We start from the raw sequence: 13,260 nt of genomic DNA on the forward strand, positions 1-13,260 counted from the left end.
AGCGCCGGATCGCCCTCCTGGAGCCGGCCCTGGTCGAGCAGCAGCCGATGGCCGGCGAGCACCGCCTCGCCCTCGGCCGGCCGGGGCAGCGGACCGCCCGTCTCCAGCGAGGCGGTGGCGCGCGGGCCCTGCCAGGTGCCGAGCCGGGTCATCTCGGCGCGTACGGCGTCGATGTCCGGCAGACCCAGGGGCGCGTCCAGCGCGTCGGCCAGCATGTGCAGCACCCGGGCGTCCGGCAGCGTATGACGGCGGGTCATCTGGTCGGGTTTGAGCGCCGCCTCGAACGGCCGGGCGCGTCCCTCCCAGTTGAGGAAGGTGCCGGACTTCTCGACGACCGCCGCGACCGGCAGCACCACATCGGCCAGCTCGGTGACCTCCGAGGGCCGCTGCTCCAGGCTGACCACGAAGTCCACCGCGTCCAGGGCCTCCAGCGCCCGCGCCGGATCGGGCAGATCGGCCACCTCGACGCCCGCGACCAGCAGCGCGCCGAGCCCGCCGACCGCCGCGGCCTCGATGATCTGGCCGGTGTCGCGGCCCACCTGGTGCGGCAGGTCGCTGGTGCCCCAGACGGCGGAGACCTCCTCGCGGGCCCGCGGGTCGTGGGCCGGGCGGCCACCGGGCAGCAGCCCGGGAAGGGCGCCCGCCTCGATCGCGCCCCGCTCCCCCGCCCGGCGCGGAATCCAGGCGAGTGTGGCCCCGGTGGCGGCGGCGGCCCGTACGACGGCGGTCAGCCCGCCGGTCACGGACGCCAGCCGCTCGCCCACGATGATCACCGCGCCCTCTTGGCGCAGCGCCTCGGCGGCCCGCTCGCCGCTCTCGTCCAGACCGGTGCGGCCCGCGATGGCGTCCAGCCACTCCGGCTCGGTGCCGGGGGCGGCCGGCAGCAGCAGGCCGCCCGCCTTCTGAAGGCCCCGGGTCGCGTGGCTGGCCAGCGAGAAGGTGCGCTGCCCGTGCTTGCGGTGCGCCTTGCGCAGCCGCAGGAAGACGCCGGGCGACTCCTCCTCGGACTCGAAGCCCACCAGCAGCACGGCCGGGGCCTTCTCCAGCGTGGTGTAGGTGAGCCCGCCGCCGTCCAGGTCACGGCCCCGGCCCGCGATATGGGTGGCCAGGAAGTCGGCCTCCTCATCGCTGTGCGTACGGGCCCGGAAGTCGATGTCGTTGGTGTCCAGGGCGAGCCGCGCGAACTTCGCGTAGGCGTACGCGTCCTCGACGGTCAGCCGGCCGCCGGTGAGCACACCGGTGCGGCCGCGCGCCATCCCCAGCCCCTCGGCCGCCGCCTCCAGCGCCTCGGGCCAGCTCGCCGGCTCCAGTTTCCCCGTCTCGCGGTCGCGCACCAGCGGGGTGGTGAGCCGCTCGGGCAACTGCGCGTAGCGGAAGCCGAAGCGGCCCTTGTCGCAGATCCACTCCTCGTTGACCTCGGGGTCGTCCGCCGCCAGCCGCCGCATGACCTTGCCGCGCCGGTGATCGGTGCGGGTCGCGCAGCCGCCCGCGCAGTGCTCGCACACGCTGGGCGAGGAGACCAGGTCGAAGGGGCGGGAGCGGAAGCGGTACGCCGCCGAGGTCAGGGCGCCCACCGGGCAGATCTGGATGGTGTTGCCGGAGAAGTACGACTCGAACGGGTCGCCCTCACCGGTGCCCACCTGCTGAAGCGCGCCCCGCTCCAGCAGCTCGATCATCGGGTCGCCCGCGATCTGGTTGGAGAATCGGGTGCAGCGCGCGCACAGCACACAGCGCTCGCGGTCCAGCAGCACCTGGGTCGAGATCGGCACCGGCTTGGCGAAGGTGCGCTTCTGGCCCTCGAAGCGGCTGTCGGCCTGTCCGGCGCTCATCGCCTGGTTCTGGAGCGGGCATTCACCGCCCTTGTCGCAGACCGGGCAGTCCAGCGGGTGGTTGATCAGCAGCAGCTCCATCACCCCGCGCTGTGCCTTCTCGGCCACCGGCGAGGTGAGCTGTGTCCTGACGACCATCCCGTCGGTGCAGGTGATGGTGCAGGAGGCCATCGGCTTGCGCTGGCCCTCCACCTCGACGATGCACTGGCGGCAGGCGCCGGCCGGGTCGAGGAGCGGATGGTCGCAGAACCGCGGGATCTCGATGCCGAGCAGTTCGGCGGCACGGATGACCAGCGTCCCCTTGGGGACCGAGATCTCGATCCCGTCGATGGTGACGGAGACCAGATCCTCTCGCGGCACCGCCGCCTCCCCGCCCGACGAGGGTGCGTTGGTGGTCACGGTCATGCGTTCACCCCCAGGTGAGTGGAGCGCGGCTGGTCGGCCCAGACGGTCGACTTGGCCGGGTCGAACGGACAGCCTCCGCCGGTGATGTGCTGCTCGTACTCCTCGCGGAAGTACTTCAGCGAGGAGAAGATGGGGCTGGCCGCGCCGTCGCCGAGGGCGCAGAAGGACTTGCCGTTGATGTTGTCGGCGATGTCGGCCAGCTTGTCGAGGTCGTCCATGCGCCCCTTGCCGGCCTCCAGGTCGCGCAGCAACTGCACCAGCCAGTAGGTGCCCTCGCGGCAGGGTGTGCACTTGCCGCAGGACTCATGCGCGTAGAACTCGGTCCAGCGGGTCACCGCCCGCACCACGCAGGTGGTCTCGTCGAAGCACTGGAGCGCCTTGGTGCCCAGCATCGACCCGGCCGCGCCCACGCCCTCGTAGTCCAGCGGGACGTCCAGGTGCTCCTCGGTGAGCAGCGGGGTGGACGAGCCGCCCGGGGTCCAGAACTTCAGCCGGTGGCCGGGGCGCATCCCGCCGCTCATGTCGAGCAGTTGGCGCAGGGTGATCCCGAGCGGGCCCTCGAACTGTCCGGGGTTGGCCACATGGCCGGACAGCGAGTAGAGCGTGAAGCCCGGGGACTTCTCGCTGCCCATCGATCGGAACCATTCCTTGCCCTTGTTGAGGATCGCGGGAACCGAGGCGATGGATTCGACGTTGTTCACCACAGTGGGGCACGCGTACAGACCGGCGACCGCGGGGAAGGGGGGCCGCAGCCGGGGCTGGCCGCGGCGTCCCTCCAACGAGTCCAGCAGCGCGGTCTCCTCACCACAGATGTACGCGCCGGCGCCCGCGTGCACGGTGATGTCGAGACCGGGAAGTCCGTCCACCCCGAGCTTGTCCCGCCGCCGTTCCGCCGTGCCGAGGTAGCCCGCCTCGTACGCCTCGCGAACGGCCTCGTGCAGCCGCCGCAGCACGGGGACGGTCTCGCCGCGCAGATAGATGAAGGCGTGCTCGGAGCGGATGGCATGACAGGCGATGACCATGCCCTCGATGAGCGAGTGCGGATTGGCGTAGAGAAGGGGGATGTCCTTGCAGGTGCCCGGTTCCGACTCATCGGCGTTGACGACGAGATAGTGCGGCTTGCCGTCGCCCTGCGGAATGAACTGCCACTTCATTCCGGTGGGGAAGCCGGCGCCGCCGCGTCCGCGCAGACCCGCGTCCTTCACCAGCGCGATCACCGCGTCGGGGTCCATCGCGAGAGCTTTGCGCATGCCCTCGTAGCCCTCGTGCCGCAGATAGGTGCGCAGGGCCCAGGAGTTCGGCTGGTCCCAGAAGGCGGAGAGCACGGGTGCCAGCAGCTTCTCGGGGCTGTGCCCATTGATCTCGGTTGTCACGGTCATCACTCCCCCTCCTCGGCGACCGGACCTGCGGGGTGGTGCGGATCGGAGGCGGAGGTCCGCTGCGGCGCGTCATGCGAGCTGGGATGCGTCGGCGGCGCCTCGTCCTGCGGGGCGTCCGCGGACCTCGGCGAGACGACCCGGCCCGGCGCGGCCTCCCCCTTGGCCAGCCGCAGCCCGACCAGCGAGGCGGGGCCCGCGGAGCCGCCGGCCTCGACGGCGCCCGGACGGGCGTCGGGGAAGCCGGCCAGGATCCGGGCGGTCTCCTTGTAGGTGCACAGCGGCGCGCCCCGGGTCGGCTCGACGGTCCGGCCCGCCCGCAGATCGTCGACCAGCCCCTTGGCGGACTCGACGGTCTGGTTGTCGAAGAACTCCCAGTTGACCATCACCACGGGTGCGTAGTCGCAGGCCGCGTTGCACTCGATGTGCTCCAGGGTGACCTTGCCGTCCTCGGTGGTCTCCCCATTGCCCACGCCCAGGTGGCTCTGGAGCTCCTCGAAGATCGCGTCGCCGCCCATCACCGCGCACAGGGTGTTGGTGCACACCCCCACCTGATAGTCGCCGGAGGGCTTGCGCCGGTACATCGTGTAGAAGGTGGCGACGGCGGTGACCTCGGCGGTGGTCAGCCCCAGCACCTCGGCGCAGAACCGCATGCCGGTGCGGGTGACATGGCCCTCCTCGGACTGCACCAGGTGCAGCAGCGGCAGCAGCGCGCTGCGGCTGTCCGGGTAGCGGGCGATCACCTCGCGGGCGTCCGCCTCGAGCCGGGCGCGTACCTCGGCGGGGTAGTCGGGGGCCGGCAGCTCCGGCATCCCAAGCTGAATATCGGTCACCGGTCCACTCCTCCCATCACGGGGTCGATGGACGCGACGGCCACGATCACATCGGCGACCTGACCGCCCTCGCACATCGCCGCCACGGCCTGAAGATTGGTGAAGGACGGGTCGCGGAAGTGGACGCGGAACGGGCGGGTGCCGCCGTCGCTGACCATATGGGCGCCCAGTTCCCCCTTGGGCGACTCGATCGCCGCGTACGTCTGTCCGGGCGGCACCCGGAATCCCTCGGTCACCAGCTTGAAGTGGTGGATCAGGGCCTCCATGGAGGTGCCCATGATGTTCTTGATGTGGTCCAGGGAGTTGCCGAGGCCGTCCGGGCCGAGCGCGAGCTGCGCGGGCCAGGCGATCTTCTTGTCCGCGACCATCACCGGACCCGGCTCCAGCCGCTCCAGGCACTGCTCGACGATCCGCAGCGACTGGCGCATCTCCTCCAGCCGGATCAGGAAGCGGCCGTAGGCATCGCAGGTGTCGGCGGTCGGCACCTCGAAGTCATAGGTCTCATAGCCGCAGTACGGATCGGTCTTGCGCAGATCGTGCGGCAGCCCGGTGGCCCGCAGTATCGGGCCGGTCACGCCGAGCGCCATGCACCCGGCGAGGTCGAGGTAACCCACGTCCTGGAGCCGGGCCTTGAAGATCGGGTTCCCGGTGGCGAGCTTGTCGTACTCGGGCAGGTTCTTGCGCATCGTCTTCAGCAGGGCCCGGATCTGGTCGACCGCCCCCGGCGGCAGGTCCTGGGCGAGCCCGCCGGGCCGGATGAACGCGTGGTTCATCCGCAGGCCGGTGACCAGCTCGAAGATGTCCAGGATCAGCTCCCGGTCGCGGAAGCCGTAGATCATGATGGTGGTCGCGCCGAGCTCCATACCGCCGGTGGCGATGGCCACCAGATGCGAGGAGAGCCGGTTGAGCTCCATCAGCAGCACCCGGATCACCGTGGCCCGGTCCGGGATCTGGTCCTCGATGCCGAGCAGCTTCTCGACGCCCAGGCAGTACGCCGCCTCGTTGTAGAAGGGCGTCAGATAGTCCATGCGCGTCACGAAGGTGGTGCCCTGCGTCCAGTTCCGGAATTCGAGGTTCTTCTCGATTCCGGTGTGCAGATAACCGATTCCGCAGCGGGCCTCGGTGACCGTCTCGCCGTCGATCTCCAGGATCAGCCGGAGCACCCCATGGGTGGAGGGGTGCTGGGGACCCATGTTGACGATGATCCGCTCGTCGTCGGCCTTCGCCGCGGCGGCCACGACCTCGTCCCAGTCGCCGCCGGTGACGGTGTAGACGGTGCCTTCGGTGGTCTCGCGCGCGGAGGCCGAGGGCGTTGCATGGGGGGCAGTCATTAGCTGTACGACCTCCGCTGGTCCGGAGCAGGGATCTGGGCGCCCTTGTACTCGACGGGGATGCCGCCGAGCGGGTAGTCCTTGCGTTGCGGGAAGCCCTGCCAGTCGTCGGGCATCATGATCCGCGTCAGCGCGGGATGACCATCGAAGATCAGGCCGAAGAAGTCGTAGGTCTCGCGCTCATGCCAGTCGTTGGTCGGATAGACGTCGACGATCGACGGGATGTGCGGATCGCTGTCGGGGGCGCTCACCTCCAGCCGGACCACCCGGCCATGGGTGAGCGACCGCAGGTGGTAGACGGCGTGCAGCTCACGGCCCTTGTCGCCGGGGAAGTGCACCCCGCTGACGCCGGTGCACAGCTCGAAGCGGAGCGCCGGGTCGTCGCGCAGGGTCCGGGCGACCCGCAGGAGGTGCTCGCGGGCGATGTGGAAGGTCAGCTCACCGCGGTCCACGACGGTCTTCTCGATCGCGTTCTCCGGGAGCAGCGACTGCTCCTCGAGCGCGCCCTCGAGTTCGTCGGCGACCTCGTCGAACCAGCCCCCGTACGGCCGGGTGGCCTGGCCGGGCAGCCGTACGGGGCGCACCAGCCCGCCGTAGCCGGTGGTGTCGCCGCCGTTGTTGGCGCCGAACATCCCGCGCTGGACGCGGACGGGCTCGCCCTGGTCGCCGCGGCGGCCGGGGAGGTTCTCAGCGTTGAGGTCCTTGTCCGGGTTGACCCCGTTGGACCCATTGGCCTCGGTCAACGCCCTTCCCCTCCGTTCGCTTCTCCGCCCACGAGGCGCAGAGGTGCGGCCTTCGTCGCCGTCTGCGGCCCGGTGGCCTCGTGTGCGTCGCTCACCGAAGAAGCCCCTTCATCTCGATCATCGGCAACGCCTTGAGCGCCGCCTCCTCCGCCTCACGGGCCGCACGCTCGCGATTGACGCCGAGCTTCTCCTCGCGGATCTTCTGGTGCAGCTTGAGGATCGAGTCCATGAGCATCTCGGGGCGCGGCGGACAGCCGGGCAGATAGATGTCGACCGGGACGATGTGATCGACGCCCTGCACGATCGCGTAGTTGTTGAACATCCCTCCGGAGGAGGCGCAGACGCCCATGGAGATGACCCACTTCGGGTTCGGCATCTGGTCGTAAACCTGGCGCAACACCGGGGCCATCTTCTGGCTGACCCGCCCGGCGACGATCATCAGGTCGGCCTGGCGGGGCGAGCCGCGGAAGACCTCCATGCCGAAGCGCGCGAGGTCGTAGCGCCCGGCACCCGTGGTCATCATTTCGATGGCACAGCAGGCCAGACCGAAGGTGGCCGGGAAGACGGAGGACTTACGGGCCAGCCCGGCGGCCTGTTCCACGGTGGTGAGCAGGAACCCACTCGGGAGCTTCTCTTCGATACCCATGCGATGTTTCCCCTATCTCCTCTAGAGCCCCTTTAGTCCCACTCCAGGCCGCCGCGCCGCCATACGTAGGCGTAGGCCACGAAGACGGTGAGCACGAAGAGGAGCATCTCCACGAGCCCGAACAGCCCGAGGGCGTCGAAGGTGACGGCCCAGGGGTAGAGGAAGACGATCTCGATGTCGAAGACGATGAAGAGCATCGCCGTCAGGTAGTACTTGATGGGGAAGCGCCCACCGCCGGACGGATGCGGAGTCGGCTCGATGCCGCACTCATAGGCCTCGAGCTTGGCCCGGTTGTAGCGCTTGGGGCCGATGATCGCGGCCATGAGCACCGAGAAGATCGCAAAACCTGCCCCGAGGGCTCCCAGTACGAGGATGGGCGCGTATGCGTTCACCGTCCTCGCTCCCTTCAGTCGACGATGACTGCTTGGCGGACCGCACGGACATGCCGGTCGCCCCACGAAGATCGCGCACATGTGAGGCAGTTCACAAGCCCGTTTCGCCTGCATCCTATGCCCGTCGGTCTGTGATCTGCGACACGGGGTACGACAACGTCTTTGTGATCTCCACCACCTGACGAAGGATCATGAAGTCGGATGAGCGGTGATCTTGTACGTGAAGCATCCGAACGACCACGAGAAGTGACATTCCGAGATGTCATCACAGGTGAGCGCGTTGCGCCCCTACCAAGACATGGTACATACATGCAAATTTGCGATGGACTTTGTCGCCTGATATGAGCCCCGCCACCCTCGTGGGTGACCTTCGTCCCGGACGTCGATCGATCACGGGTCGGTCACCGATTGATCACCGGCTCGCGCACGCGTTCACGAGCGACTCGGAGCGAGTGAGGTATCCCACGCCCAGACGGGTTGTGGATCTAGTTTTGCCGGGAACCCTTTGTACGCGGGCCGCATCGGTGGTAGATCGCCAGCAGACACCGCATGGCCGCCAAATGCCGTGCGTAGAGACATGATCGAGAAATTCGGGCATGGCTGCCGACGGGCCTACGAAGATCGTTTGGGGCGATTTTTGGGCGTGTGCACATCAAATGTGGCGCACCCCACTTTTGTTGATCTGGGCCTTAGGACCCTGGTAGCCAGTGACCTATGTCCCCAGTCGCACACATACCCAGCCACCGGAAGCCCCGCCGTGCCGCGTCCACGCGTGCACTCCGAGCAGGGATGACCGGTGGCTTCCTGACCCTCGCGGTGGCCGGTGCCGCCGTGCCCGCCTCCGCCACGGAGTCCAAGGCCGCCCCGGCCGAGTCCACCCTGGAAATGCCGACCGTCAGCGCCACACTGGCGAGCACGGCCGCCCAGACCGCTGACGCCACACAGCAGGCCGCCTCCGACTACGAGCTCCAGGCACAGCAGGAGCAGGCGGCCGCCCACGCGAAGGTCGCGGCCAAGAAGGCCCAGGCGGAGGCCGAACGCAAGGCGAAGGAAGCCCGGGAGGCGGCCCGTAAGGCGGCCGCCAAGCGTGCGGCCGAGGCCAAGGCCGAGGCGGCGAAGGCGTCGCGCTCCGCCGAGCGCACCACGCTGTCCACCACCAGCGCGAGCAACTCCACCAGCAACGCCGTCAGCAATGCCACCGGCAACGCCGCCACGCTGATCAGCTTCCTGAAGGCTCAGCTCGGCAAGGCGTATGTGTCTGGCTCCACCGGTCCGTCCTCCTACGACTGCTCCGGGCTGACCCAGGCCGCCTTCAAGCAGGTCGGCGTGAGCCTGCCGCGGGTCTCGCAGGACCAGTCCACCACCGGCACCCCGGTCTCGCTGGACTCCCTCCAGCCGGGCGACCTGCTCTACTGGGGCAGCGCCGGCAGCGCGTACCACGTCGGCATCTACGTCGGTGGCGGCAACTTCATCGGCGCCCAGAACCCGAGCACCGGGATCGTCGAGCGCCCGCTGGACTACGACATGCCCACCGGGGCCGTGCGCGTCCTGTAAGGCGCACCTCCCGACAGACAGACGGGCCCGGGGCCGCCGTTCCCATCGCGGACGGCGGCCTCACGGCCCCATCGCGCGCCTACTGCGCGTAAACCTTCTCCAGGAACTCGCCGAGAAGGTCGTCACTGAGGTGGTGGGCCAGATCCGCCTCGGAGATCATTCCGACCAGCCGCTTGTTCTGGTCGATCACCGGCAGCCTGCGGATCCTGTGCTCCTCCATCTCCCGCAGGACGTCCGTGACATCGGCGTCCGCGGAGATCCAGCGCGGAGTGCCCTTGGTGAGCGCCCCGACGGGCGTCCCGGACGGATCGGCGCTCTCCGCGATGCAGCCGACGACGATGTCGCGGTCGGTCACGATGCCGCACAGCCGCTCGTTGCTGTCACTGACCGGCAGGGCCCCCACGTCGAGCTCCCGCATGAGCTGGGCGGCGCGCAGCACCGTCTCGTTCTCCGGAAGCCACTGCGCGCCCGGGTGCATGATGTCCGCTGCCTTCGTCATGGTGTACCTCCTGCCAGGCCCACCGGCGGTGGAACCCGCCCTGTGAGCCCCATCGATCCGGCGTCACCGCGGCTGGCGCGCACGGCGCCCCCTGCCTTCATTGTCACCACTGCCCCACGGCGACGTCATGTCGAGCCCGGCGACGTCGTGTCGAGCCCGGCGACGTCGTGTCGAGCCCGGCGGCGTCGTGTCGAGCCCGGCGGCGGCTGTCGGTGCCCGGCGGCGGCTGTCGGTGCCCGGTGCCAGACTGAGTAACGAGGCAATCCCGGACAGAACGAGGCAATCACCGGCAGAACTTCCCGCGTCTTCGCGCTCGACCGTCGAAGGAGCGCCCATGCTCACCACCGATTACGTTCCCGGCGCCCCCAACTGGCTCGATCTGGGCGCCCCCGACACCGAAGCCGCCGTGGCCTTCTACGGCTCCCTGATGGGCTGGCGCTTCGAGTCGGCGGGCCCCGAGGCGGGCGGGTACGGCTTCTTCACCCTGGGCCGGAAGACCGTCGCGGCCGTCGGGCCGCTCACCGAGGAGGGCGCGCGGTCCGCCTGGACGCCGTATTTCCACACCCGTGACGCCGAGGAGACCGCGCGGACCGTCGAGCAGTCGGGCGGCACGGTGCGGCTCGCTCCGCTCGACGTCTTCGAGGAGGGGCGGATGGCCCAGTTCACCGACCCCGGCGGCGCCCGCTTCGCCATCTGGCAGCCCGGCCGGACGGCGGGGCTGGACGCGGTCAACGACCCCGGCACCCTGTGCTGGACCGAGCTGCACTCCCCCGATCCCCCCAGGGACCTGGCCTTCTACCGCAAGGTCTTCGGCTGGGACGCCGAGGAGATGTCCTTCCCCGGCGGGGCGTACACGGTGCTGATGACCACCGGCGCCGGCCGGGAGGGCTCCTTCGGCGGCGTCGCCCAGCTCCAGGAGGGGCATTCGACACCACCGCAGTGGCTGCCGTACTTCGAGGTGGCGGACTGCGACGCGGTGGTGGCCAAGGGGCAGGACCTGGGCGGTTCGGTGCTGATGCCGGCCATGTCGGCCGAGGGGATCGGCCGGATGGCCTGGCTGGCGGATGTGGTCCGGGCACCGTTCGGGGTCATCGCGAGCGGCGGCCCCGGCGCGTAGCGCTCCGCTGGGGGCGCCGCGATACTCCGCTGGAAGTGCCGCGATACGTTGTCGGTCGGCTGCGGCGCCGTCGTGGCTGGTCGCGCCCCGCGGCGGAGCCGCATATCGATACAGCCCCGCGCCCCTTTGGGTCGCTGTCAGGCTCGCGGGGTCACCTTGGTGAGGCCGTTGATGATGCGGTCCATCGCGTCGCCGCCCGTCGGATCCGTCAGATTCGCCAGCAGCTTCAGGGTGAACCGCATCAGCATCGGATGCGTCAGCCCGCGCTGCGCCGCCAGCTTCATGACCTTCGGGTTGCCGATCAGCTTCACGAACGCCCGGCCCAGCGTGTAGTAGCCGCCGTAGGTGTCCTTGAGGACCTTGGGGTAGCGCTGGAGGGCCAGTTCGCGCTGGGGGGCGGTGGCGCGGGCATGGGCCTGGACGATCACATCCGCGGCGATCTGTCCGGATTCCATCGCATAGGCGATGCCCTCGCCGTTGAACGGGTTGACCATGCCGCCCGCGTCACCGACGAGCAGCAGCCCACGGGTGTAGTGCGGCTGCCGGTTGAAGGCCATCGGGAGCGCGGCACCGCGGATCGGGCCGGTCATGTTCTCCGGGGTGTAGCCCCAGTCCTCCGGCATCGAGGCGCACCACGCCTTGAGGATCTCGCGCCAGTCGAGCTCCTTGAAGGAGGACGAGGTGTTCAGGACGCCCAGGCCCACATTGCTGGTGCCGTCGCCCATGCCGAAGATCCAGCCGTAGCCGGGCAGCAGCCGGTCCTGCGCACCGCGCCGGTCCCACAACTCCAGCCAGGACTCCAGGTAGTCGTCGTCATGGCGGGGCGAGGTGAAGTACGTCCGCACCGCCACGCCCATCGGGCGGTCCTCGCGCCGGTGCAGCCCCATGGCGAGCGAGAGCCGGGTGGAGTTGCCGTCGGCGGCGACCACCAGGGGCGCGTGGAAAGTGACGGGCGCCTTCTCCTCGCCCAGCTTCGCGTGGACCCCGGTGATCCGGCCGGTGCGCTCGTCGGTGATCGGGGCGCCCACATTGCAGCGCTCGTACAGCCGGGCCCCGGCCTTCTGGGCCTGCCGCGCCAACTGCTCGTCGAAGTCGTCGCGCTTACGGACCAGGCCGTAGTTCGGGTACGCGGCCAGCTCCGGCCAGTCGAGCTGGAGCCGCACCCCGCCCGCGATGATCCGCAGACCCCGGTTGCGCAGCCAGCCCGCCTCCTCGGAGATGTCGATGCCCATGGCCACGAGCTGCTTGGTGGCGCGCGGGGTCAGGCCGTCACCGCACACCTTCTCGCGCGGAAAGGCCGTCTTCTCCAGCAGCAGCACATCCAGACCCGCCTTGGCGAGGTGGTACGCGGTGGTGGAGCCGGCCGGTCCGGCGCCGACGACGATCACATCGGCGCTGCGCTCCGAGATCCCAAAGGACGCGCTCTCGGTGGGTGCGGTCTCGCTCACGCGGGGTCTCCCCAAGCCTCGGTAACGGCGTGCCGGTCACGCCGGGCACTGGACACATGCAGTCTATGGGGGGCGTAACCCCGGCACTCGCGAAGGGCCGCGAAGCGGCGCGAGGAGCCGTCCCCGCGGCCCGGCCGGTGACCGCCTCACGGCTCGCACGCCGCGTTCGTGGCCGCCTTACGGCTCGCACGCCGCGTTCGTGGCCGCCTTACGGCTTGTACGCCCGGTGGAGGGCCACCACGCCGCCGGTGAGGTTGCGCCAGGCCGCCCGCTCCCAGCCCGCCGACCGCAGCCGGGCGGCGAGACGGGGCTGGTCCGGCCAGGCGCGGATCGACTCGGCGAGGTAGACATACGCGTCCGGGTTGCTGCTGACCGACGTCGCGATCGGCGGCAGCGCGCGCATCAGATACTCGCTGTAGACCGTGCGGAACGGCTCCCATGTGGGGTGGCTGAACTCGCAGATGACGACCCGCCCGCCGGGCCGGGTCACCCGCAGCATCTCGCGCAGCGCCCCCTGCGTGTCCTGGATGTTGCGCAGCCCGAAGGAGATCGTGACGGCGTCGAAGACCCCGTCCGCGAAGGGCAGCCGCGTCGCGTCGCCCGCGGTCAGCGGCAGCCGCGGATGGCGCTTCTTGCCCTCCCGGAGCATCCCGAGCGAGAAGTCGCACGGCACCACGTACGCGCCCGCCTCCAGGAACGGCAGCGAGGACGTCCCCGTACCGGCGGCGAGGTCGAGCACCCGTTCACCGGCGCGCGCGTCCACGGCCCGGGCGACCGCCTTGCGCCACAGCCGGGCCTGCCCGAGCGACAGCACATCGTTGGTGAGGTCGTATTTGGCCGCCACGCCGTCGAACATGGCGGCGACTTCGTGCGGCTGCTTGTCCAGGGATGCTCGGCTCACGCCCCCATTGTTCACCTCCCGCGCCCCGTGCCCCCGCCCGGGGCCCGGCGTGCCTCAGCGGCGCCGGTGCACCAGCCGTCCCGCCACCACCGTGGCCAGGCACGTGCCGTCCGCGTCGAAGACGGCCAGATCCGCGCGGCCCGCCGGGGCGAGGACGGGCGGCCGGGGCCGGTCCAGGACGGCGAT

At 70.1% G+C, this 13,260-nt stretch carries 12 protein-coding genes; 2 read left to right on the top strand and 10 right to left on the bottom strand.

What is annotated here, in order from left to right; translation table 11 throughout:
- From KN815_RS14245 to KN815_RS14275, 7 genes are all read right to left on the bottom strand, one after another.
- Positions 1–2,234, bottom strand: a 2,234-nt coding sequence (locus tag KN815_RS14245; RefSeq protein ID WP_216342295.1) for an NADH-quinone oxidoreductase subunit G, incomplete at its 3' end; no start/stop codon positions are given.
- Entirely contained in the window at positions 2,231–3,613 is a 1,383-nt protein-coding gene (gene nuoF / locus KN815_RS14250) for an NADH-quinone oxidoreductase subunit NuoF (RefSeq protein ID WP_216342297.1), read from the bottom strand. The genes KN815_RS14245 and nuoF, both read right to left, overlap by 4 nt.
- Entirely contained in the window at positions 3,613–4,422 is an 810-nt protein-coding gene (gene nuoE, locus KN815_RS14255) for an NADH-quinone oxidoreductase subunit NuoE (protein ID WP_059145046.1), read from the bottom strand. The genes nuoF and nuoE overlap by 1 nt, the downstream gene beginning before the upstream one ends.
- A 17-nt stretch (positions 4,423–4,439) precedes the next feature.
- Positions 4,440–5,774, bottom strand: a complete 1,335-nt coding sequence (locus KN815_RS14260) for an NADH-quinone oxidoreductase subunit D (protein WP_216342299.1) — start codon at positions 5,772–5,774, stop codon at positions 4,440–4,442.
- On the bottom strand, positions 5,774–6,517 hold the full coding sequence (locus tag KN815_RS14265; protein ID WP_216342300.1) for an NADH-quinone oxidoreductase subunit C: 744 nt from the start codon (positions 6,515–6,517) through the stop codon (positions 5,774–5,776). Before KN815_RS14265 ends, KN815_RS14260 begins: the two co-directional genes overlap by 1 nt.
- Positions 6,518–6,608: 91 nt before the next feature.
- A complete protein-coding gene (locus KN815_RS14270) occupies positions 6,609–7,163 on the bottom strand; it encodes a NuoB/complex I 20 kDa subunit family protein (protein ID WP_093463764.1) in 555 nt (184 codons plus the stop codon).
- 32 nt (positions 7,164–7,195) lie between these two features.
- Positions 7,196–7,555 carry an NADH-quinone oxidoreductase subunit A gene (locus KN815_RS14275; protein ID WP_014054062.1) on the bottom strand — a complete coding sequence of 120 codons (360 nt, stop codon included), beginning with the start codon at positions 7,553–7,555 and terminating at the stop codon, positions 7,196–7,198.
- A 714-nt stretch (positions 7,556–8,269) separates the two neighbouring features.
- Here KN815_RS14275 and KN815_RS14280 point away from each other — a divergent pair.
- The gene (locus KN815_RS14280; protein WP_216342302.1) at positions 8,270–9,109 is read left to right on the top strand and encodes a C40 family peptidase; all 840 of its coding nucleotides are present in this window, start codon (positions 8,270–8,272) and stop codon (positions 9,107–9,109) included.
- Between the two features lie 79 nt (positions 9,110–9,188).
- Here the strand turns inward: KN815_RS14280 and KN815_RS14285 are convergent, their stop codons facing one another.
- Positions 9,189–9,608, bottom strand: a complete 420-nt coding sequence (locus KN815_RS14285) for a CBS domain-containing protein (RefSeq protein WP_216342304.1) — start codon at positions 9,606–9,608, stop codon at positions 9,189–9,191.
- Positions 9,609–9,942: 334 nt separating this feature from the next.
- On the opposite strand from KN815_RS14285, the gene KN815_RS14290 reads away from it, so the two are divergent.
- Positions 9,943–10,725 (top strand): VOC family protein, encoded by a 783-nt coding sequence (locus KN815_RS14290; protein WP_216342306.1) that lies wholly within the window; start codon positions 9,943–9,945, stop codon positions 10,723–10,725.
- A gap of 137 nt (positions 10,726–10,862) precedes the next feature.
- Here the strand turns inward: KN815_RS14290 and KN815_RS14295 are convergent, their stop codons facing one another.
- Complete coding sequence (locus tag KN815_RS14295; RefSeq protein ID WP_216342308.1) at positions 10,863–12,173, bottom strand: geranylgeranyl reductase family protein; 1,311 nt, start codon at positions 12,171–12,173, stop codon at positions 10,863–10,865.
- Between the two features lie 208 nt (positions 12,174–12,381).
- Positions 12,382–13,074, bottom strand: coding sequence for a demethylmenaquinone methyltransferase (locus KN815_RS14300; RefSeq protein ID WP_216342310.1), 693 nt, complete (start codon positions 13,072–13,074; stop codon positions 12,382–12,384).
- Positions 13,075–13,260 lie beyond the last annotated feature (186 nt).

The sequence above is a fragment of the Streptomyces niphimycinicus genome (genome assembly GCF_018883605.1).
Taxonomy (GTDB): domain Bacteria; phylum Actinomycetota; class Actinomycetes; order Streptomycetales; family Streptomycetaceae; genus Streptomyces; species Streptomyces niphimycinicus.

Coding starts and splice junctions, on each gene's coding strand:
- nuoE (WP_059145046.1), bottom strand. CDS start 4,422: ATGCCGGAGCTGCCGGCCCCCGACTACCCCGCCGAGGTACGCGCCCGG.
- KN815_RS14280 (WP_216342302.1), top strand. CDS start 8,270: ATGTCCCCAGTCGCACACATACCCAGCCACCGGAAGCCCCGCCGTGCC.
- KN815_RS14290 (WP_216342306.1), top strand. CDS start 9,943: ATGCTCACCACCGATTACGTTCCCGGCGCCCCCAACTGGCTCGATCTG.
- nuoF (WP_216342297.1), bottom strand. CDS start 3,613: ATGACCGTGACAACCGAGATCAATGGGCACAGCCCCGAGAAGCTGCTG.
- KN815_RS14260 (WP_216342299.1), bottom strand. CDS start 5,774: ATGACTGCCCCCCATGCAACGCCCTCGGCCTCCGCGCGCGAGACCACC.
- KN815_RS14285 (WP_216342304.1), bottom strand. CDS start 9,608: ATGACGAAGGCAGCGGACATCATGCACCCGGGCGCGCAGTGGCTTCCG.
- KN815_RS14270 (WP_093463764.1), bottom strand. CDS start 7,163: ATGGGTATCGAAGAGAAGCTCCCGAGTGGGTTCCTGCTCACCACCGTG.